This window comes from Streptococcus dentiloxodontae (assembly GCF_053206925.1).
Map to the genome: position 1 here is coordinate 54,531 of NZ_JBRUHR010000007.1, position 21,357 is coordinate 75,887.

Annotated in this window: 17 protein-coding genes and 2 tRNA genes; 18 read left to right on the forward strand and 1 reads right to left on the reverse strand. The window is 40.7% G+C overall.

What is annotated here, in order from left to right; translation table 11 throughout:
* Positions 1-171 precede the first annotated feature (171 nt).
* From pyrR to ACVRZ8_RS05440, 17 genes are all read left to right on the forward strand, one after another.
* Complete coding sequence (gene pyrR, locus ACVRZ8_RS05360) at positions 172-693, forward strand: bifunctional pyr operon transcriptional regulator/uracil phosphoribosyltransferase PyrR (RefSeq protein WP_447448286.1); 522 nt, start codon at positions 172-174, stop codon at positions 691-693.
* An 81-nt stretch (positions 694-774) separates the two neighbouring features.
* Positions 775-2,040 (forward strand): uracil-xanthine permease family protein, encoded by a 1,266-nt coding sequence (locus ACVRZ8_RS05365; RefSeq protein ID WP_447448323.1) that lies wholly within the window; start codon positions 775-777, stop codon positions 2,038-2,040.
* Between the two features lie 36 nt (positions 2,041-2,076).
* Entirely contained in the window at positions 2,077-3,003 is a 927-nt protein-coding gene (locus ACVRZ8_RS05370; RefSeq protein ID WP_447448287.1) for an aspartate carbamoyltransferase catalytic subunit, read from the forward strand.
* A gap of 55 nt (positions 3,004-3,058) precedes the next feature.
* Positions 3,059-4,144, forward strand: coding sequence for a carbamoyl phosphate synthase small subunit (locus tag ACVRZ8_RS05375; protein ID WP_447448288.1), 1,086 nt, complete (start codon positions 3,059-3,061; stop codon positions 4,142-4,144).
* A 376-nt stretch (positions 4,145-4,520) separates the two neighbouring features.
* On the forward strand, positions 4,521-7,700 hold the full coding sequence (carB, locus tag ACVRZ8_RS05380; protein ID WP_447448289.1) for a carbamoyl-phosphate synthase large subunit: 3,180 nt from the start codon (positions 4,521-4,523) through the stop codon (positions 7,698-7,700).
* 605 nt (positions 7,701-8,305) lie between these two features.
* Positions 8,306-9,490, forward strand: coding sequence for an efflux RND transporter periplasmic adaptor subunit (locus ACVRZ8_RS05385; protein WP_447448290.1), 1,185 nt, complete (start codon positions 8,306-8,308; stop codon positions 9,488-9,490).
* Between the two features lie 11 nt (positions 9,491-9,501).
* Positions 9,502-10,212 (forward strand): ABC transporter ATP-binding protein, encoded by a 711-nt coding sequence (locus ACVRZ8_RS05390; protein WP_447448291.1) that lies wholly within the window; start codon positions 9,502-9,504, stop codon positions 10,210-10,212.
* 12 nt (positions 10,213-10,224) lie between these two features.
* On the forward strand, positions 10,225-11,460 hold the full coding sequence (locus ACVRZ8_RS05395) for an ABC transporter permease (RefSeq protein ID WP_447448292.1): 1,236 nt from the start codon (positions 10,225-10,227) through the stop codon (positions 11,458-11,460).
* A 41-nt stretch (positions 11,461-11,501) separates the two neighbouring features.
* Positions 11,502-12,257: a class I SAM-dependent methyltransferase gene (locus tag ACVRZ8_RS05400; RefSeq protein WP_447448293.1), complete on the forward strand. Its 756-nt coding sequence runs from the start codon at positions 11,502-11,504 to the stop codon at positions 12,255-12,257.
* A gap of 173 nt (positions 12,258-12,430) precedes the next feature.
* Positions 12,431-12,703: a 30S ribosomal protein S16 gene (gene rpsP / locus ACVRZ8_RS05405; protein ID WP_447448294.1), complete on the forward strand. Its 273-nt coding sequence runs from the start codon at positions 12,431-12,433 to the stop codon at positions 12,701-12,703.
* Between the two features lie 10 nt (positions 12,704-12,713).
* Entirely contained in the window at positions 12,714-12,953 is a 240-nt protein-coding gene (locus ACVRZ8_RS05410) for a KH domain-containing protein (RefSeq protein ID WP_447448295.1), read from the forward strand.
* Between the two features lie 139 nt (positions 12,954-13,092).
* Positions 13,093-13,164, forward strand: a tRNA-Gln gene (locus ACVRZ8_RS05415).
* Between the two features lie 120 nt (positions 13,165-13,284).
* Positions 13,285-13,356 (forward strand) — tRNA-Glu (locus ACVRZ8_RS05420).
* A gap of 80 nt (positions 13,357-13,436) precedes the next feature.
* Positions 13,437-13,955 carry a ribosome maturation factor RimM gene (rimM, locus tag ACVRZ8_RS05425; RefSeq protein WP_447448296.1) on the forward strand — a complete coding sequence of 173 codons (519 nt, stop codon included), beginning with the start codon at positions 13,437-13,439 and terminating at the stop codon, positions 13,953-13,955.
* Entirely contained in the window at positions 13,945-14,667 is a 723-nt protein-coding gene (trmD, locus tag ACVRZ8_RS05430; protein WP_447448324.1) for a tRNA (guanosine(37)-N1)-methyltransferase TrmD, read from the forward strand. The genes rimM and trmD overlap by 11 nt, the downstream gene beginning before the upstream one ends.
* A 168-nt stretch (positions 14,668-14,835) precedes the next feature.
* Positions 14,836-15,834, forward strand: coding sequence for an NAD(P)/FAD-dependent oxidoreductase (locus ACVRZ8_RS05435; protein ID WP_447448297.1), 999 nt, complete (start codon positions 14,836-14,838; stop codon positions 15,832-15,834).
* A 419-nt stretch (positions 15,835-16,253) separates the two neighbouring features.
* The gene (locus ACVRZ8_RS05440; protein ID WP_447448298.1) at positions 16,254-18,701 is read left to right on the forward strand and encodes an FtsK/SpoIIIE family DNA translocase; all 2,448 of its coding nucleotides are present in this window, start codon (positions 16,254-16,256) and stop codon (positions 18,699-18,701) included.
* Positions 18,702-18,787: 86 nt separating this feature from the next.
* Here ACVRZ8_RS05440 and ACVRZ8_RS05445 read toward each other — a convergent pair whose 3' ends face one another.
* Entirely contained in the window at positions 18,788-19,138 is a 351-nt protein-coding gene (locus ACVRZ8_RS05445) for a DUF3397 domain-containing protein (protein ID WP_447448299.1), read from the reverse strand.
* A 173-nt stretch (positions 19,139-19,311) separates the two neighbouring features.
* Between ACVRZ8_RS05445 and ACVRZ8_RS05450 the strand changes: the two genes are divergently transcribed.
* A complete protein-coding gene (locus ACVRZ8_RS05450; protein ID WP_447448300.1) occupies positions 19,312-21,327 on the forward strand; it encodes a M13-type metalloendopeptidase in 2,016 nt (671 codons plus the stop codon).
* Positions 21,328-21,357: the final 30 nt, after the last annotated feature.

Sequence of the window (21,357 nt, forward strand, 5' to 3'; positions counted from 1 at the left end):
TTTGGACTGGTTTTTGGTACAATAGGAAAAACTAAATAGTTCCTTTAAAAGTATGTCCAGAGAGGCAGGCAAGGAGTCAGTATAAGTGCAAAGCGTGGGCGGTTTTGCATACTTTTATAGTATCTCCTTGGTCAAAGGAGATTTTTTTATGCCCATAGAAAGGTTCTTTTTATGAAAAAAAAGGAAATCGTTGATGACGTAACAGTTAAACGTGCCATTACACGAATTACCTATGAAATTATTGAGCGCAATAAAAATCTTGATAACATTGTGCTGGCAGGTATCAAAACACGTGGTGTCTACATTGCAAAGCGCATTCAAGACCGTCTCAAACAGCTTGAAAACCTTGATGTTCCGCTTGGCGAGTTAGATACCAAGGCTTTTCGTGATGATATTAAGACTGATGAAAATACAACCGCGATGCCGGTTGATGTCAGCGGAAAAGATATCATTTTGGTTGATGATGTGCTCTATACAGGCCGTACGATTCGAGCGGCTATTGATAATGTTGTCAGTCTTGGACGCCCAAGTCGAGTAAGTTTAGCGGTTCTTGTGGATCGCGGGCATCGTGAGCTTCCCATTCGTGCGGACTATGTTGGGAAAAACATTCCAACCAGCGAGAGTGAGGAAATTGAGGTGCATGTGTCAGAAATAGATGGCGAAGATTCTGTTTCCATCATCAATCCTGACTAGAGCTTAAAAAAGCAGCAGTTTGAACTATAAAAGCTCTGCTATTTTTCCAAAATTCTACTTAGAAAGTGATCTTTGACAATCGTGAATGATGTGAAATATGATGTTAATGACAGACCAAAGGCGGGGATGCTTTTAGGGCTGTCTTTCCAACACCTTTTTGCTATGTTTGGCTCGACAGTGCTTGTGCCGATCTTAGTTGGCATTGATCCAGCTGTTGCTCTGCTTTCTTCAGGGCTTGGGACGCTGGCTCATTTGAGTGTGACCAAGTATAAGATTCCAGCTTATATGGGTTCTAGCTTTGCCTATATTGCTGCTATGCAGATGCTTATGAAATCAGATGGGATTGCGGCTGTGGCTCAAGGAGCTGTTACAGGCGGCTTGGTTTATCTGATTGTTGCTTTGCTTGTTCGTTTTGTAGGCAATGAATGGATTGATAAAATTCTGCCGCCGATTGTGGTTGGTCCCATTGTTATGGTTATCGGCCTTAGTTTAGCTTCAACAGCGGTTAATGACGTCATGTATGATGCAGCCGGCAATTATAGCTTGACTTATCTTCTTATCGGTTTGGTTACCTTGTTGGCCGTTGTCTTTTTTAATATTTTTGGTAAAGGAATTGTTGGTGTCATTCCAATTCTTCTGGGCTTGATTGTAGGCTATATATTTGCTCTTTTGGTTGGTCTCATAACAGGTCAGGATATTGTCAGCTTTACAGGTGTTTCTTCGGCAAAATGGCTGAGCCTGCCGTCTGTCGAGATTCCTTTTCTGACTTATGGTTTGAGATTTTATCCCAGTGCTGTTTTGACTATGGCACCAATCGCTTTTGTTACAATGACCGAGCATTTCGGACACATCATGGTACTTAATAGTCTGACGGAACGTGATTATTTCAAGGATCCGGGACTTGATCAGACTTTGACTGGAGATGGTCTGGCTCAGATTATCGCCGGTTTCATCGGTGCCCCTCCTGTAACATCTTATGGTGAAAATATCGGGGTTATGGCACTGAACAAAATTTATTCTGTTTATGTCATTGCAGGTGCGGCTGTTATTGCAGTTGTGCTTAGCTTTGTTGGAAAAATCTCTGCTCTTATCCAATCTATTCCAACGCCAGTTATTGGCGGGATTTCTATTGCTCTCTTTGGTGTTATCGCTTCAAGCGGTTTGAAAATCCTAATTGAAAACAAGGTTGATATGGATAAGAAGAAAAATCTCCTGATTGCTTCGGTTATTCTTGTTTCAGGAATTGGCGGGCTGATGCTTGAAATTGAAGGATTGCAAATTTCAGGCGTTGCCTTCTCAACCCTGCTTGGTATTATTCTTTATCAGCTTCTTCCTGAGGGCAAGTAGAAGCGTCAGCTATTTATCATAAAAAAGGAACTGCTTATGGCTATCACAAACGGTATGGTCTCTCTAAAACACTTGGTAACGATGGAGACTCTGTCTAATGAAGAAGTGCTGGGTTTGATTGAGCGTGGCTTGGCTTTTAAAAAAAAGCAGGCTGATTTCAAGCTTGAACGTCAGTATTTTGCGGCTAATCTCTTTTTTGAAAATTCGACACGAACGCATAAGTCTTTTGAAGTGGCCGAAAAAAAACTGGGACTTGATGTTATTGAGTTTGATGCGGGAACCAGCTCGGTCAACAAGGGAGAGACGCTCTACGATACCATTTTGACCATGTCAGCTTTGGGCATCGATATTTGTGTGGTGCGCCACCCAGATGTTGACTATTATAAGGAATTGATTGATTCCAGAACGATTCAGACAGCTATTGTCAATGGCGGTGATGGTTCCGGTCAGCACCCCAGTCAGTGTCTCTTGGATCTCATGACTATCTATGATGAATTTGGTCATTTTGATAATCTCAAGGTCTGCATTGCAGGAGACATTACGCATTCGCGGGTAGCTAAATCCAATATGCAAATTCTTAAACGCCTAGGAGCTCAGCTTTATTTTGCTGGGCCTAAGGAATGGTATTCTCACGACTTTGATGTTTATGGAAAGTATGTGGCCATTGATGACATTGTAGATACCGTTGATGTCCTTATGCTTTTGCGCGTACAGCATGAGCGCCATGATAGTGAAGGCAGTTTTTCCAAGGAAGGCTACCATAATTTGTACGGGCTTACGCAGGAACGCTACAGTCGGCTTAAAAGCTCTGCTATTATCATGCATCCTGCACCAGTCAATCGTGACGTAGAGATTGCAGATCAATTGGTAGAAGCGCCGCAAGCACGCATTGTCAGACAGATGCAAAATGGTGTTTTTGTCCGTATGGCCATTTTAGAGGCTGTGCTCAATGGCAAGGTCTAAGTACAGATAAGCGAACGTTAAAGGAGCCCTGTGAGGCTTCCACGAGGAGAAAATAATGACAAAACGACTACTTATTTTAGAAGATGGAACAATTTTTGAAGGACAAAGCTTTGGGGCTGAACTTGATGTTACAGGTGAAATTGTCTTTAATACAGGGATGACTGGCTATCAAGAGTCCATTACGGATCAGTCCTACAACGGTCAAATTCTGACCTTCACTTATCCGCTTGTCGGCAACTATGGTGTCAATCGTGATGATTATGAATCCATTACGCCGACCTGCAAGGGAGTGGTTGTCTCAGAAAATGCGCGCCGTGCAAGCAACTGGCGCAATCAGATGACTTTGGACGACTTTTTGAAGGCTAAGAATATTCCAGGAATTTCAGGAATTGATACGCGAGCTTTGACCAAGATTATTCGTCAGCACGGTACCATGAAAGCAACTTTAGCAACTGAAGGTGACAACATTGAGCACTTACAGGATCAACTGCGCGCAACAGTCTTACCAACGAATAATATCGAGCAAGTATCAACCAAAACGGCTTACCCAGCACCTGGTATTGGCAAAAATATTATTCTCGTTGATTTTGGTCTCAAGCATTCGATTTTACGTGAATTTTCAAAGCGTAACTGCAATGTGACTGTTGTGCCGCATACAACGACAGCAGAGGAAATTTTGCACCTCAATCCGGATGGTGTTATGCTGTCAAACGGTCCTGGGAATCCAGAGGATGTTCCTGAAGCTTTGGAGATGATTCGCGGCGTGCAGGGTAAGATTCCAATTTTTGGTATCTGTATGGGGCATCAGCTTTTCAGCCTTGCCAATGGGGCAACAACCTACAAGATGAAGTTTGGGCACCGTGGTTTCAATCATGCGGTGCGTGAGATTGCGACAGGACGTGTTGATTTCACCAGTCAAAACCACGGCTATGCGGTTAATCGTGAGACGCTGCCAGAGTGTCTCATGGTAACGCACGAAGAAATCAATGACAAGTCAGTTGAAGGGGTTCGCCACCGCCATTTTCCAGCTTTCTCGGTTCAGTTTCACCCAGACGCTGCACCAGGACCGCATGATGCCAGTTACCTCTTTGATGAGTTCTTGGAATTGATTGATGCTTTTCAATTGGAGTCTGCTAAGTGATACTAAAGTATCTACTTAGCAGACGCTGGTTGCTAGAGCGACTAGCTACTCTACTTACTAATTGTTTTGAAAAATTATTATCGAATTTTTCAAAACAGTGTCGCATTAGATTTTCTAATGGTGCTAAAGCCTCTATTTAGAGGACAGCAGCTTCTATAGAAGCTGTTTGGCAAAACACCGCAATCTTCAACTGCTAAACGATTTAATGTCGTCCAGAGAGACGACGAATGAAGAAAGGAGAAGATACAAGTAAGTTCACAAAAGTGAACACGCCTACGAGGTTTTGGAAAAAGATAAATGTCTCCTAGATGCTTTGCATCAGTGTCGCATTTCCTATTTTCCTGTACCTCGCTTAACGGCGTTTGTATCATAATTTATGCCTAAACGTACGGATATTAAAAAAATTATGGTGATTGGTTCTGGTCCTATTATCATTGGTCAGGCGGCTGAGTTTGACTATGCGGGGACTCAAGCCTGTCTTGCCTTGAAAGAAGAGGGCTACAGTGTTGTCCTTGTTAACTCAAATCCTGCAACCATTATGACGGATAAGGAAATTGCAGATAAGGTTTATATTGAGCCGATTACCGCTGAATTTGTAACGCGAATTTTAAGAAAAGAACGCCCAGATGCCTTACTGCCAACCCTTGGCGGGCAGACAGGTCTTAATATGGCCATGGAATTGTCAAAGGCTGGTATTCTTGATGAGCTGGGTGTTGAGCTTTTGGGAACCAAGCTGTCAGCTATTGATCAGGCTGAAGACCGTGACCTTTTCAAACAATTAATGGAAGATTTAAAGCAGCCAATCCCTGAGTCTGATATTGTCAATACGGTTGATGAAGCGATAGCATTTGCTGCTGAAATCGGCTATCCAGTGATTGTTCGCCCTGCCTTTACTCTTGGCGGAACCGGTGGCGGTATGTGTGCCAATGAGGCAGAGCTGCGTGAAATTGCCGAAAACGGGTTGAAACTGTCACCTGTAACGCAATGTTTGATTGAACGCTCTATTGCTGGTTTCAAGGAAATCGAATACGAAGTCATGCGAGACAGTGCTGACAATGCTCTAGTTGTTTGTAACATGGAAAACTTTGACCCCGTTGGTATTCATACTGGAGATTCTATCGTTTTTGCACCGACGCAGACACTGTCAGATATTGAAAACCAAATGCTGCGCGATGCTAGTTTGAAAATTATTCGCGCGCTTAAAATCGAAGGCGGCTGTAATGTTCAGCTTGCCCTTGATCCAAACAGCTTCAAATATTATGTCATTGAAGTTAATCCACGGGTATCCCGTTCTTCAGCTCTGGCTTCAAAAGCAACAGGTTACCCTATTGCCAAGCTGGCAGCTAAAATTGCAGTTGGTCTGACCCTTGATGAAATGATTAATCCTGTTACAGGAACGACTTATGCAATGTTTGAGCCAGCGCTGGACTATGTGGTGGCTAAGATTCCGCGTTTTCCATTTGACAAGTTCGAGCACGGTGAGCGCCGCCTTGGTACACAGATGAAGGCAACTGGTGAAGTCATGGCTATTGGCCGCAATATCGAAGAAAGTCTTCTCAAAGCTTGCCGTTCTCTCGAAATCGGTGTTTATCATAATGAAATGGCAGAGCTGGCAGACAGCAGTGATGATGCTCTTGTTGAAAAAATTGTCAAAGCGCAGGATGACCGACTCTTTTACCTGTCAGAAGCTATTCGTCGTGGTTATACCGTAGAAGAATTAGCAGAGCTGACTAAGATTGATATTTTCTTCCTTGATAAACTGCTGCATATTTTTGAGATGGAACAAGCACTGGCAGCTAACAGTGGTGACCTTGATATTCTCAAAGAAGCTAAGCGCAATGGCTTTTCTGATCGAAAAATAGCAGAGCTTTGGAAAATCAGTCCCGACCAAGTTCGTGCTTTCCGTACAGAGCATAACATTATCCCAGTCTATAAGATGGTAGATACCTGTGCTGCTGAGTTTGAATCAACAACGCCTTACTTCTATTCAACTTACGAGTGGGAAAATGAGTCCATCAAATCAGACAAGGAATCCGTCATTGTCATTGGTTCAGGACCTATCCGTATTGGTCAGGGTGTCGAATTTGACTACGCAACGGTACATTCAGTTAAAGCTATTCAAGCTGCGGGTTACGAAGCTATTATCATGAATTCAAATCCTGAAACTGTTTCAACAGACTTTTCCGTATCTGATAAGCTCTATTTTGAGCCTTTGACTTTTGAAGATGTTATGAATGTCATTGAGCTTGAACAGCCTAAGGGAGTTATCGTTCAATTCGGCGGTCAAACAGCCATCAACTTGGCTGAACCCTTGTCAAAAGCTGGTGTGACCATTTTAGGAACTCAGGTGGCTGACCTTGACCGTGCTGAAGACCGTGACCTTTTTGAAAAAGCATTGAAAGATCTAGAAATCCCTCAGCCGCCGGGACAAACGGCAACCAATGAAGAAGAAGCCCTTGAAGCTGCTCGAAAGATTGGTTTCCCAGTCCTTGTTCGCCCCTCTTACGTTTTGGGTGGACGTGCTATGGAAATCGTTGAAAATGAGGATGATTTGCGTTCTTACATGCGAACTGCCGTAAAGGCCAGCCCAGAACACCCAGTTCTTGTGGATTCTTATATTGTTGGGCGTGAATGCGAAGTTGATGCTATTTCTGATGGCAAAAATGTCCTTATTCCAGGCATCATGGAGCATATTGAACGTGCAGGTGTGCACTCAGGTGACTCTATGGCGGTTTACCCACCACAAACCCTGTCTAAACAAATTCAAGCAACCATTGCTGACTATACCAAACGCTTGGCTATCGGACTTAACTGTATTGGCATGATGAATATCCAATTTGTTATTAAAGACGAAACGGTTTATGTCATTGAAGTTAATCCACGTGCCAGCCGTACCGTTCCATTTTTATCTAAAGTAACAGATATCCCAATGGCACAGGTAGCGACTAACTTGATTCTTGGTAAATCTTTAGCAGAGCAAGGCTATCAGGATGGATTGTTTCCAGAAAGTCAGCATGTTCATGTTAAGGCGCCAGTATTCTCTTTTACCAAGTTAGCTAAAGTAGACAGCCTTTTAGGCCCTGAAATGAAATCAACAGGTGAAGTTATGGGGACAGATGCGACCCTTGAAAAAGCGCTCTATAAAGCGTTTGAGGCTAGTTATCTTCATCTGCCAGCCTTTGGTAATGTCATCTTTACCATTCATGATGATACTAAAGAAGAAGCTCTTGATCTGGCTCGCCGTTTTGAGGCAGTTGGTTATGGAATTTATGCAACGGCAGGCACAGCTAAATTCCTGACAGAGCATGGTGTCAATGCAGTGCTGGTCAATAAACTTGGAGAAGATGATGCTAATGATATCCCTGCCCTAGTTCGCACAGGTAAGGCGCAGGCTATTGTCAATACAGTTGGTAATAAACGTACCTATGACGAAGACGGAGCGGCTATTCGAAGTTCTGCTATTGAAGCAGGAATCCCTCTCTTTACAGCTCTTGATACAGCTGATGCTATGGTAAAAGTTCTTGAAAGCCGAAGCTTTACGACACAAGCTATCTAATATCTATGAGGCGGACAAAAGTCCTGCCTTTTTTATTAGGACTGTCTGGTCTGCTCATTTTAAGCTACTCTCATTAAAAACTTTAGCACTCTCAATCATTGGTGGTGGAAATGATTTATCTTGATTTCTTAAAATCTGTTAAACTGTTAGAGTGAAAAATAAAGCAGGTTAAGCTTGTACAAAATCGCTATAGAGAGGGAATATTTCAGGTTGACATCTCAAAAGAAAAATTGTTGATTAAATCATTTTCTTTTCCTGCAAAACTATTTTTCTTGTTTTTTTGTTTTTTATTTGACAGGTTTATGAAAAGGTTTTACAATATGTATTGTGTCAATGATACAACAACTGTCTAGCTTACAAAACTGTAAGTTTTACAGAGATTAAATTTGCTACAATAAGTTTATGAAAATGATACTGCTGTGATTATTTCAAAAACTAAAGAGTATAACGACTGCTGTGACTCATAGATAGCTTTTGTCTGATTTAGTCTGCTGTTGATTTTTACAGTGAAGCACTTCATTTGCTGCAAAGCCAGAGGTGCAGGGCATAAAAATAATTGCTCAGCTATTACCATTTTAAATATTAACGGATATAAGGAGAAGCATATGTTTAAGAGGAAAAACAAAGAACATGTAAAGACTAAAAAGACTTGGTCTGGAAAGAAAAAGTTAGGTTTTGGAGTTCTAGCTGTTCTGATTTTAGGAGCATGCTATCTTTATTTGTCTAGTCAAATAGGAGGCTCCGCAAAAGTAGAAAAAGGTTATACAAGTAGCGTTGTCAAACGTGGCAATATTGCTTCTTCAACGTTATTGACAGGATCGGTAAAACCTTTATCTGAACAGTATGTTTATTATGATAGTAGCAAGGGATCTAATGCAACGGTATCAGTTAATGTTGGCGATCATGTAACTGCCGGTCAGCAACTGGTTCAATATGACAGTACGGTGGCTCAAGCTGATTATGATACAGCTGTCCGTGCACAAAATAAAGCTGCGCGTGATTTAGAAGATTTCAAAAAAACAGGAGTAGCCACAACTGATGCAGAGACGGGAGAGACCGTCTATGTAAAATCTGGGACTACCTATGATCAGCAGCTGCAAAGTCTCAATGATGCTCTTGCAGATGCTCAGGCAGCGGTCGCTAAAGCTCAAACAGTGCTTAACCAAACGATGGTTCTAAGCGATGTATCTGGTACAGTTGTTGAGGTTAATAATGATGTTGATCCCTCATCAAAAGAAAGTCAAACCTTGGTTCATGTCACCAGCGAAGGACAGCTGCAGGTTCAAGGAACCTTGACAGAGTATGATTTGGCTAATGTTTCTACTGGTCAAGAAGTAACGATTACTTCAAAGGTTTATCCAGATAAAACGTGGAAAGGAACCATTAGTTCCATCTCGAACTACCCTAACAAGAAAGAGACAGGCAGTACAGACGGTTCGTCAACTGGAAAGAACAATAGTGCCGCAACCTACGATTATAAGGTTGATATTACCAGTGATCTTGGAGACTTGAAACAAGGCTTCACCGTCTCAGTCCAAGTGGATAATACTAGTGAAGCTCTGTTAGTACCAATCAGTTCGGTTGTCAACAAAGGAAATAAAAACTATGTCTGGGTTTACGATAAGAAAAGTAAAAAAGTAACCAAGACAGAGGTAACTATTGGAAATGCTGATGCCAGCCATCAAGCAGTTTCAACAGGGTTAAATGAAGGTCAGTCTGTTATCACAAATCCTGACAGTCAGCTAGTTGATGGTGACAAAGTTTCGGATGTAACTGCCGCTAAAGAATAGGGGTGAGGGACATGACTGAAAATCAAAAAGTTCTGATGACTCTGCAAGGCATTACTAAATCTTACCGTAATGGTGAAGAAGAACTGCAGGTTCTCAAAGGAATTGATTTGACTGTTTACAAAGGTGAATTTTTAGCCATCATGGGGCCATCTGGTTCTGGTAAATCAACCCTGATGAATATTATCGGGCTTTTGGATAAGCCCAGCGAAGGTGCTTATGAACTGTCAGGAACAGCTGTTGAAGAGCTGAGTGACAATGATTTGGCTCACGTTAGAAACGAAGAAATTGGTTTTGTTTTTCAGCAGTTCTTTTTGCTGTCAAAACTATCTGCTCAGGAAAATGTTGAGCTGCCATTGGTTTATGCGGGTGTCGGGGCTGGTGAGCGCCGCAAATTAGCTCAGCAGTTTTTAGAAAAGGTGGAACTCGGTCAGCGGATTAAGCACCGCCCTTCAGAATTATCTGGTGGACAAAAACAGCGGGTAGCTATTGCTCGCGCCTTGGTCAATGATCCAGCGATTATCTTAGCTGACGAACCAACAGGAGCATTGGATACCAAGACAGGTAATCAGATTATGGAATTGCTGACTCAGCTCAATCGCGAAGGTAAGACTATCATCATGGTTACCCATGAGCCTGAGATAGCCGATTATGCTACTCGTAAAATTGTCATCCGTGATGGCGAAATTACTTTGGATACGACTGACAGTGTCCGTATTGACTAGAGGAGGTTTTTTATGCAAAATTTTAAATTCGCCTTTAGTTCAGTTATGGGGCATAAAATGCGGTCATTTTTGACCATGCTTGGTGTTATTATTGGTGTAACAGCGGTGTCTGTTATTATGGCTATGGGAACTGGTATGAGTAAGTTCATTACCAAACTGGCGACAGAGTATCAGCATGATGTTCAGATTTACTATAAATCAGGTTCTAGCTCGGACGAGGAAGAAAGTGGAGATTATTCTTTATCAAAGGATGCTCCTAAAGTTAAGGACGAGTGGCTGCAGCAAATTGTCAAGCAAGTGGATGGTATTGACAACTACTATGTGACTAATTCAACCACTTCAAACATTTCCTATGGCAATAAAACGGGTAAGCAAATTGCAATTACGGGTGCCAGCCAGAATTTCTTCGGTGTCAAAAAATATAAAATCATAGCAGGCCGTCAATTGAATCAAAGCGACTATCAGCAGTTTTCGCGTTTTATTATGATTGATACCATGTTAGCTCAAAAGCTTTTTAACAGTCCAGAAGATGCACTCAATCAAATCGTTGAAGTAGGCTCTAAAAGTTATCGTATTGTAGGTGTTTACAAAGATCCAAATGCCGGAACTTCCAGCTATGGAACAGAGTCAGATGGTAATGCTATCTTAGCAAACACACAATTATCTTCTGAATTTGGTGTTGATGAGATTTCTTCTATTTATGTCCATGTTCCTAATGCTGTTGATTCTTCTCAGGCAGGTAAGCAGGCTGCAGCTCTTTTGACCAAACTATCTGGTGCTACCGACGGAAAGTTTACAATGTTTGATATTGGTCCGATGCTTAAGTCATCCCAATCACAAATCTCTGCTCTTACTTTCTTTATTGGTATTATCGGAGGGACTTCTCTTTTAGTTGGCGGTATTGGTGTGATGAACATCATGTTGGTGTCTGTAACAGAAAGAACACGCGAGATTGGCTTGCGTAAAGCTTTAGGAGCTACCAGACGGAATATACTGACGCAGTTTTTGATTGAATCTGTTGTTCTGACTTTATTAGGCGGTTTTATTGGCTTGTTGCTGGCTTACGGTTTAAGCGGTTTACTTGGCAGTATTTCTGGTCTGGTTAGTCAGATGGGTAAACCGGAGATTTCTCTAAATACCATTCTGGTCAGCATCGGTTTCTCCATGGGAGTAGGTGTTATCTTTGGTCTTCTCCCAGCTAACAAAGCTTCTAAGCTTGATCCAATTGAAGCATTGCGATACGAATAAAAAGAACGTTATCAGGCGTTCTTTTTTGCTATAATGTTTTTATGAACACTATTGTTACGACTTGCCTCAAGCAAAATTTGGCTGTAGTTGCCTATGCCAAATCAATCGCTGAGCAGTATCAGCTGCCTTATGTAGAGCGGCGCAAACAGTCTCTTCGCAGATTAATGCGTCAAAATGACAGCGACGGAGTTCTTATTGTCCATGCGAATGAATTGGTTTACAAAAATAAAAATGAAAGCCAACTTCGCTTTCATCCAGATACAGCTGTCTTGCGGATAAAGGCATCGCATGATCCGCTGGTCGAATTGCTTGGTGCAGGATCAAAATCTATCTTAGATACTACTATGGGATTGGCTAGCGACAGTCTTGTTATGGCAGCAGCTGGGCATAAAGTGACAGCTCTTGAGAGTCAGTTGCTGATTTATCTCATTGTTAGCCAAGGGTTAGCGGCTTATTCTTCAGGCAATGCTGAGCTGGATGCCGCCATGCGGACTGTCAAAACTTATTGTCAGGACAGTTTAGACTATCTCAAGCAGCAGCCAAGTCGGTCGGTGGATATCATCTATTGCGATCCCATGTTTTCAGAAGAAATTGCAGAATCTGCTAACCTTTCTGGCTTGAAGCCTTTGGCAAATAGGAGTTCTATTAGTGAAGACTGGCTAAAAGAAGCTAAACGTGTGGCTTCTGAGGCCATTATTATTAAAGCCCATTTCAGAGATACTATCTTTGAAGATTTGGGCTTTAAACGATATATCCGTCCCAATCAAAAATTTCATTATGGCAAATTACTTCTTTAAGATATACTGATTGTATAGGAAGTAGAACAATAGTTATTGAATTTTAGATATGTTTTTGCTGTCAAGTTTTTTTCTTGACAGCTCCTAAAAATCTGCTATAATAGTCAGAGTAAGTTAATAGCTCTGCTATTGACCTAATAAAAATTAAAAATAGAAAAGAGATTAGCTCAAAAATGGCAGTAAAAATCCGTTTAACTCGTATGGGTTCTAAGAAAAAACCTTTCTACCGTATCAACGTTGCAGATTCGCGCGCACCGCGTGATGGACGTTTCATCGAAACTGTTGGAACTTACAATCCGCTTGTAGCCGAAAACCAAGTGACCCTTAAAGAAGATCGTGTTCTTGACTGGTTGGCTAAAGGAGCACAGCCTTCAGATACTGTTCGTAACATCCTGTCTAAAGCTGGAGTTATGAAAAAATTCCACGAATCAAAATTTTCAAAATAATTTTTAGCCTATGGATACCATTGAAAATCTTATTATCGCCATTGTAAAACCTTTAATATCTCAGCCAGACAACCTGACCATCAAAATCAAAGATGGTTCGGAATTTTTGGAGTACCATCTTGATTTGGATCCGGCTGATATTGGCCGTGTTATTGGAAAAAGAGGCCGTACAATCACAGCGATAAGATCGATTGTCTACTCGGTTCCAACTCAGGGTAAAAAGGTTCGCCTTATTATTGATGAAGCGTGAGAAATGGATTCAAAACCTTTCTTATTGCATTCCAGAGTCAGTATTTTGTTTTTTTACAGGAAAATATTGAAAAAAATCATAAAAATAGTAAAAAACTTATTGACAAGTACCGTTGTTTTCGATAGAATAATAAGGTCTTTGGGGTATAGCCAAGCGGTAAGGCAAGGGACTTTGACTCCCTCATGCGTTGGTTCGAATCCAGCTACCCCAGTTAGTCAATCTTTAAGCAAAAGATTGATGATAAATTACCCGAAGCTCGTTTGGAAATGAAGACAAGATAAGACTAAGGTCTGTCAAGGACGACTGACAACAAGTGAGGGTAGTCAAACAAGGTCCGTTGGTCAAGGGGTTAAGACACCGCCTTTTCACGGCGGTAACACGGGTTCGAATCCCGTACGGACTATGGATTGCCAGTTGTTTAGCAACTGGTTTTTAAATACCCTTTTTGATAAAATAAAAGGCGACCATAAAAAGGATGTGACTATGAATTATTTTAATGTTGGTAAAATTGTCAATACACAGGGACTGCAAGGTGAGTTACGTGTCCTTTCTGTGACCGATTTTACAGAAGAGCGTTTTAAAAAGAAAAGTAAGCTGGCTCTGTTTGATGATAATGATAAGTTTGTCAGAGAAGTAGAAATTGCCAGTCACAGAAAACATAAGAATTTTGATATTATCAAATTCAAAGGGTTTTATCACATCAATGAAGTAGAAAAGTACAAGGGCTGCTCGCTTAAGGTCGCTGAGGACAATCTGACTGATTTGGATGAAGGGGAGTTTTACTATCACGAAATCATTGGATTGGATGTCTATGAAAATAATATCTTAATTGGACAAGTTAAGGAAATTCTGCAGCCTGGAGCTAATGATGTTTGGGTTGTTCAGCGTAAAGGCAAGCGTGATTTGCTCCTGCCTTATATTCCATCTGTTGTGCTCAATGTGGATGCAGCAAGCAAGCGTATAGATGTTGACATTATGGAAGGTCTTGATGATGAAAATTGATATTTTGACGCTCTTTCCGGAAATGTTTGCTCCTTTGGAACATTCTATTGTGGGTAAAGCTCAAGAAAAGGGACTGTTAGACATTACCTACCACAATTTTCGTGAAAATGCTGAGAAGGCGCGTCACGTAGATGATGAGCCCTATGGCGGCGGACAGGGAATGCTCCTGCGAGCACAGCCTATTTTTGACACTATTGAAAACATTAATGCTAAAAATCCACGTGTGATTTTGTTAGATCCTGCAGGTAAACAGTTTAACCAATCATATGCCGAAGAGCTGTCGCAGGAAAGTGAGCTCATTTTTATTTGCGGTCACTATGAGGGGTATGATGAGCGTATTAAAACGCTCATCACAGATGAAGTTTCACTGGGTGATTTCGTACTGACAGGCGGTGAATTAGCAGCTATGACCATGGTGGATGCGACTGTTCGCCTAATTCCTGAAGTCATTGGCAAAGAAGCCAGCCATCAAGAGGATTCTTTTTCATCAGGCCTTTTGGAGTACCCTCAGTACACACGGCCTTACGATTTCCGCGGAATGAAGGTGCCAGATGTGCTTATGAGCGGCCATCATGAGAATATTCGCCGTTGGCGTTTGGAACAAAGCTTGCGCAAGACTTTAGAGCGACGGCCTGATTTGCTGGAGAATTACAGTTTGACTGCTGAAGAAAAGTCAATTCTTCAAGCTATTCAAAAGGAAAAGCAAGAATGAAGCTCGTTTTTTGGCGCGGTTTGGAGCAAGACGCAAGTTTTTAAAGCAGATAAGTAAGACAATTCACAAGCTGATCAAGACTTGGATAACTGAGTAGAGTTCATTCAGAAAAAAGCAAGTATTATAAAATATTATATCGAAAAATGGCAATAGAAGAGGAGAGATAGAATGTCTGAACAAAAAATAACTGATATTACGATTATTGGAGGTGGGCCAGTAGGGCTTTGGGCGGCTTTTTACGCTGGCCTGCGCGGAATGACTGTTAAAATCATAGAAAGTTTGTCTGAACTTGGCGGTCAACCAGCAGTGCTTTATCCTGAAAAGAAAATTTATGATATTCCTGCCTACCCTGTTTTAACAGGTGCAGAACTGACGGATAATCTGTTAGAGCAAATTAAGCGTTTTGAAGACCGTATCGAAATTTGTCTTAAAGAGGAAGTGCTGACCTTTGACAAAGAAAATGATATTTTCACCATTCAAACAACAAAGGCACAGCATTTATCTAAAACAATCGTTATTGCTTGTGGCAATGGAGCTTTTGCACCTCGCCCTTTGGGACTGGACAATGAAACCGACTTTGCAGACAATAATCTTTTTTACAATGTTCACAAGTTGGAACAATTTGCAGATCAGAAAGTTGTTATTGCTGGTGGCGGTGATTCGGCAGTTGACTGGGCCAATCATTTAGATGGCATTGCTAAAAGTGTGACCCTTATTCACCGCCGTGATGCTTTTCGTGCTCATGAACACAGTGTTGAGTTATTGCAGCAGTCAGGTGTTAGGATTCTGACACCTTACGTCCCTCTTGAACTTACTGGTGAAAATGGCAGAGCTTCTAAATTGACTATTCAAAAAGTGAAATCGGATGAAACTATCGAATTGGATTTGGATGCTCTGATTGTCAGCTTTGGTTTTTCAACCAATAACAAGAATCTTAAAAATTGGAATATTGATTACAAACGCTCCAGCATTAATGTCTCTCCTCGTTTTGAAACATCACAGTCTGGTATTTATGCTATCGGTGATGCGGCGGCTTATGATGGTAAAATTGATTTGATTGCAACAGGGTTTGGAGAAGCTCCGACAGCTATCAACCAAGCTATACACTATATTGATCCAGAAGGGAAAAACCGTCCAGTGCATTCAACCTCACTTATCGAAGAATGATAACAAGTGAGACATAGTCGTAAGTCGCTGAAAACAGCTGATACTAGATTTTTAATTCATGTTATTAGCCTAAAATGCTCCATTTCAGAGCGCTTAACGCAAGCTTGGTCTGTTCTGTTTTTTCTGATTTCAATCGTTTTGTCTGTTATTTCTGATATCCTTCAAAGGAGGCTGGGCTTTTGTTCCGGCCTTTTAGTTAAAATTTCAAAAACAAGCAGAAAATGTTTTTTAGATCCCAACTTGGAAGCAAAAATAAACAGCAGCAAAATGCTTGATATTACAAAACTAAGAGACAAGAAGCTTTCTGCATAAAAGACAGAAGATGAATTTAAATCCAACTAACTCTCGTTAAGAGAACCTGATAAAAGAAGGGAGTGCCGTCCCTTTTTTCACTACTTAAAAAATGCTATAATACTATTATGACTAAAACAAGAAAAACTCAAAAAGGACGCGGCAAACGGCGTCTGACTAAGGCAGAATTGGAAAGACAAAAAGCGATGAAGCGTATGCTTTGGTCCTTCTTTTTTGCGTTACTCTTATTTTTTGCAGGCTTTAAACTAGGTGTATTTGGAGTAGCACTCTATAATTTTATCCGCCTTTTTGTCGGCAGTCTGGCTTATCTTTTTATTGCTGCCCTTCTCGTTTATCTGTTTGCTTTTAAATGGCTGCGTAGGCAGGAGAATTGTATAGCTGGCTTTAGCTTGGTCTTTTTGGGTCTGCTTCTGGAATACCATGCTTATCTTTTTTCCTTGGAACGTATGAAAGACGTAGCTGTTTTTTCTGGAACATTGGATTTGCTTTTTAATGAATTTCTCAATGGCCAAGTAGCTCGGTTTACTGGCGGTGGTATGCTGGGAGCGCTTTTTTATTTGCCAACCTCCTTTCTTTTTGCCAACATTGGAACCTTCTTGATTGGCGGTCTTATTATCTTGTTTGGGCTCTTTCTTATGAGTCCATGGGATATTATGGATATTACCGATTATCTGCGTGATGCTTTTTCGCGTTTTTCGGAAAAAAGAGCTGAACGCTCTGCTATTCGCCAAGAGAAAAAAGAAGCACAGCGTCTTCAAAAAGAACAAGAAGAAGCGGCGCATGTACAATCAGAGTCTTCAAACAGTCCAATGGTGGATGAAGAAACAGGTGAGATTTTAGAAGAAGCTACCAAGGCCGATTCTGACGTTAAGAATGCTTATCCTGAACCTGAAATTTTGTCTTATGAGCCTTTTTATGAAAACGAAAATTATCAGGAACAAGTGCCTCTTTCTCACGAAAATTTAGAGGCAAATCCTAGTTACCTGCCAGACTTTGAGGATAGTTTTGCTCAGTCTTACAATGGTCCAATCTATGAACAAGAGGCTCCTGAAGAAATCGTTTATGATATGACAGAAGATGAAACAGACGATTCGGTTGAAGTGAACTTTACCCCCAAACGAACTCTGCTTTATCAGTTGCCATCAATTGATTTATTTGCCCCTGAAAAACCTAAAAGTCAGACTAAGGAAAAAAATCTTGTCCGCAAAAATATTAAAATTTTGGAAGATACTTTCAAGAGCTTTAATATTAATGTCAAAGTTGAAAGGGCTGAAATCGGGCCATCAGTTACCAAGTATGAAGTTAAACCAGCTGTTGGTGTCCGTGTCAATCGTATTTCCAATTTGGCTGACGACTTAGCCTTGGCTCTAGCAGCTAATGATGTTCGGATTGAGGCACCAATTCCAGGGAAATCCCTGGTAGGGATTGAAGTTCCTAACTCTGAAATTGCAACAGTATCTTTTCGTGAACTTTGGGAACAGGCACAAACAGATCCCGATAAATTGCTAGAAGTGCCTCTTGGAAAAGCCGTTAATGGAACAGCACGCAGCTTTGATTTGGCTCGCATGCCTCATTTATTGGTGGCTGGCTCAACCGGTTCTGGTAAATCAGTTGCGGTCAATGGCATTATCGCCTCAATCTTAATGAAAGCCCGCCCCGATCAAGTCAAGTTTCTTATGATTGACCCTAAAATGGTTGAGTTATCTGTTTATAATGATATTCCGCATCTGCTAATTCCTGTGGTAACCAATCCAAGAAAGGCCGCTAAAGCTTTGCAAAAAGTCGTGGATGAAATGGAAAATCGTTACGAGCTCTTTAGTCAATTTGGCGTTCGCAATATTGCTGGTTATAATGCCAAAGTAGAGAACTGGAATGCTCAGTCACCAGAGAAACATATCCCGCTGCCGCTTATTGTTGTAATCGTTGATGAGCTGGCAGATTTGATGATGGTGGCTAGCAAAGAAGTAGAAGATGCCATTATTCGTTTGGGACAAAAGGCACGTGCAGCCGGTATCCATATGATTTTGGCCACTCAGCGCCCATCTGTTGACGTTATCAGCGGTCTGATTAAAGCCAATGTCCCATCTCGTGTTGCTTTTGCCGTTTCATCGGGGACTGATTCGCGAACCATTTTAGATGAAAATGGTGCTGAAAAGCTCTTGGGACGCGGGGATATGCTCTTTAAACCTATTGATGCCAACCATCCTGTTCGCTTGCAAGGTTCTTTTATTTCTGACGATGATGTTGAACATATTGTGACCTTTATCAAGGAGCAGGCTGATGCTGATTATGATGACAGTTTTGATCCTGGCGAAGTTTCTGATGATGATCTTGCTGCTTCCTCGACTAATGGCGGAGCTTCTGAAGGGGATCCTCTTTTTGAAGAAGCTAAAGCGCTTGTTCTTGAGACACAAAAAGCCAGTGCTTCTATGCTGCAGCGCCGTTTATCTGTCGGCTTCAATCGTGCTACACGCCTTATGGAAGAATTAGAAGATGCCGGTGTCATCGGACCAGCTGAAGGGACTAAACCAAGAAAAGTCTTGATGACACATTAGATTGTAAAAAGATGCTGTCTGTTCCACTTTCTTTTTGTTTTTCCTAAAGTATAAAAGCCCTGCCATATGGCAGGGCTTTTAACTATTCAGACAGAAAAAATAATAAAAATAGTTGCTAAATAAAATAAAAATGTGATAAAAAATCCGATTCTCCAAAATAACTTGATAAAACGTTTGAAAACAAATCGCTCTGATTTGCGCAGCATTCTCAGTGTTATGAATATCGCAGAAGAAGACATCATTATGGTGTAATAAGGCAGAAAACTGTGCGTGAAGAACTCAGAGGAAACCAGAAAAATTTCAAAGATATAAAGAAAAGTTGAAAGATCGGCAAAATTAAAGCCAGAACGTTTGCTTTTAAAAAAGGAGCAGACGATGTAGGAAAAAATAGGAGTTAAAACTAAGAAAGCCAGAGCAAATAATTTATAGATAGTCATAGGTCTATTTTACCCCCCAGGAAAGAAGTTGGCAACCTTTTTATCAGACTTCTTTTGTTGAAAAGATCATTTTTGACTGACAATAAATTTCTTGCAAAATTATTGTCATTATTGTATTATATAAGTATAACAAAATGTATTAATTCATATATACAATAGAAGGAGGCTCAAATATGAAAAGAAGAACGAAAATTATTTTACTGTCAACGGGTACTGTTTTAGCTTTGGGAGTTGCAGGCGGCGGTTTTTATGTTTATCAAAACTTTGTTCCGCATAAGATTGCTATAAATGAAAATGCAACAGCCAAGTCCAATTTTTATCAATATATCAATAAAGATTACTTAATTAAGACTGAGATTCCGAGTGATCAACCCGAGCAGGATGACTCCTATAAAATTCAAAATAAGATTGAAAAACAGCTTATTTCGGATTTGGATGGTTTGGCATCAGGTGACAAGTCATCGGATTTAACTGGAATGAATCAGACAAAAGATTATTATAAATTAGCGTCTGACAGTAAAAAACTGGAGAAAAACGGAACAGAACCGGCTAAGGCCTACCTCAAACGAATTGAGGAGCTTGATGATTATGGTGAACTAAACAGCCAGCTAAAAGAATTGAGTTTAGAGGGCTTTATTATTCCTTTTACCATGGGCATTGGAGCAAGGCAGAAAAATACAGATCAAAAAATTCTTTATTTCGGAGAAGGGGCTTCCATATTACCAGACACCAGTTATTATGAAGATAAGGCTACTGCCAAACAGTATTTTGATATTTACAAGGAGTCGGCCGTTTCTGTTTTAGAGGCTATGGGCTATGATAAGAATAAAGCTGATGACTTAGTGGATGCTACGATTCGCATGGACAAAAAGATGGCTAAAACTTATTTGTCTACTGAAGAGAAGGCTGATGATGATAATACTTACCATGAGGTATCAATCAGTGATTTAGCTTCTTATTCGGATAAGATTGATTTAGAAGCTCTAGCAACCGCTTTAGTAGGGCATTCTGTTGATACAGTCAATGTGGTTAATCTAGATTATTATAAAGCTTTCAATGAGATCTTCTCAGAAGCTAATTTTGATGACTTAAAATCATGGATGTTAGTGCGAAACGCTATGGACATGGCAACTTATCTTGACCGAGATACTCAGGAAAAGGCAGCACAATACACAATGAAGCTATCCGGTCAAAGTGAAATGCAAAGTGCTGATAAGATTGCTTATTATGAGACATCAGATTTGTTTAGTGAGCCGCTCAGTACTTATTATGGCAAATCTTATTTTGGTGATGATGCAAAAGAAGATGTGACTCAAATAGTGGATAATATTGTTGCCTCTTATAAAACACGTCTGCGGGAAAACGAGTGGCTGTCGGATGAAACCAAGGCAAAAGCTATTGAAAAGCTGGATAGTATGACTTATCAAATTGGCTATGGAGATGATGCTGAGGCAGAATTGTATGATCAAATTGAAGTAGATGAAAATTCCAGTCTTTTGGAGAACACTAAAAACATTTTCAAGATTGAAATTACTTATGAATTTTCTAAATTTGATGAACCTGTTGAAAAAGGTGAATTTGATATGCCGTCTTATGAAATAAATGCTCAATATAGTCAAGATGAAAATGCCTTTGTACTGCCAGCCGCAATCTTACAGGCTCCTTACTATTCATCAGACAGCAATGCTGCTGCAAATTATGGCGGTATCGGAGTTGTCATTGGACATGAGATTAGTCATGCCTTTGACAGTGAAGGTGCTAAGTATGATAAGGAAGGAAACAAGATAAATTGGTGGACAGATAAAGATCGCGCTGCCTTCAAGGATAAGACAAATGCTCTCATTAAACAGTGGGATGGTTTAAAGCTTTATGATATAGCTGTCAATGCAAAACAAACAGTAACAGAAAATGCAGCGGATTTGAGCGGTGTTAATGTTGCATTGCAGACGCTTCAAACTGAGGATAGAACAGCTAATTTGAAAGATTTCTTTGTGAATTATGCAACCATTTGGCGCAAAGTTGCTACAACTCAATATTATCAATATATTTTATCAGTAGATACGCATGCGCCAGCTGAGCTACGGGTCAATCAGGTGCTGAAAAATATTAATGACTTCTATGATATATATGGTATCAAAAAAGGAGACAGTATGTATCTCCCAGAAGACAAACGTTTAACGATTTGGTAAGCAATGATTTCTCAGCCTTCACTTTGAAGG

Excerpts from the sequence above, each read along its gene's own strand:
- ACVRZ8_RS05395 (WP_447448292.1), top strand. The coding sequence starts at position 10,225 with ATGCAAAATTTTAAATTCGCCTTTAGTTCAGTTATGGGGCATAAAATG.
- ACVRZ8_RS05410 (WP_447448295.1), top strand. The coding sequence starts at position 12,714 with ATGGATACCATTGAAAATCTTATTATCGCCATTGTAAAACCTTTAATA.
- rimM (WP_447448296.1), top strand. The coding sequence starts at position 13,437 with ATGAATTATTTTAATGTTGGTAAAATTGTCAATACACAGGGACTGCAA.
- trmD (WP_447448324.1), top strand. The coding sequence starts at position 13,945 with ATGAAAATTGATATTTTGACGCTCTTTCCGGAAATGTTTGCTCCTTTG.
- pyrR (WP_447448286.1), top strand. The coding sequence starts at position 172 with ATGAAAAAAAAGGAAATCGTTGATGACGTAACAGTTAAACGTGCCATT.
- ACVRZ8_RS05375 (WP_447448288.1), top strand. The coding sequence starts at position 3,059 with ATGACAAAACGACTACTTATTTTAGAAGATGGAACAATTTTTGAAGGA.
- ACVRZ8_RS05435 (WP_447448297.1), top strand. The coding sequence starts at position 14,836 with ATGTCTGAACAAAAAATAACTGATATTACGATTATTGGAGGTGGGCCA.
- ACVRZ8_RS05385 (WP_447448290.1), top strand. The coding sequence starts at position 8,306 with ATGTTTAAGAGGAAAAACAAAGAACATGTAAAGACTAAAAAGACTTGG.
- ACVRZ8_RS05440 (WP_447448298.1), top strand. The coding sequence starts at position 16,254 with ATGACTAAAACAAGAAAAACTCAAAAAGGACGCGGCAAACGGCGTCTG.
- ACVRZ8_RS05390 (WP_447448291.1), top strand. The coding sequence starts at position 9,502 with ATGACTGAAAATCAAAAAGTTCTGATGACTCTGCAAGGCATTACTAAA.
- ACVRZ8_RS05450 (WP_447448300.1), top strand. The coding sequence starts at position 19,312 with ATGAAAAGAAGAACGAAAATTATTTTACTGTCAACGGGTACTGTTTTA.
- ACVRZ8_RS05445 (WP_447448299.1), bottom strand. The coding sequence starts at position 19,138 with ATGACTATCTATAAATTATTTGCTCTGGCTTTCTTAGTTTTAACTCCT.
- ACVRZ8_RS05370 (WP_447448287.1), top strand. The coding sequence starts at position 2,077 with ATGGCTATCACAAACGGTATGGTCTCTCTAAAACACTTGGTAACGATG.
- rpsP (WP_447448294.1), top strand. The coding sequence starts at position 12,431 with ATGGCAGTAAAAATCCGTTTAACTCGTATGGGTTCTAAGAAAAAACCT.
- ACVRZ8_RS05400 (WP_447448293.1), top strand. The coding sequence starts at position 11,502 with ATGAACACTATTGTTACGACTTGCCTCAAGCAAAATTTGGCTGTAGTT.
- carB (WP_447448289.1), top strand. The coding sequence starts at position 4,521 with ATGCCTAAACGTACGGATATTAAAAAAATTATGGTGATTGGTTCTGGT.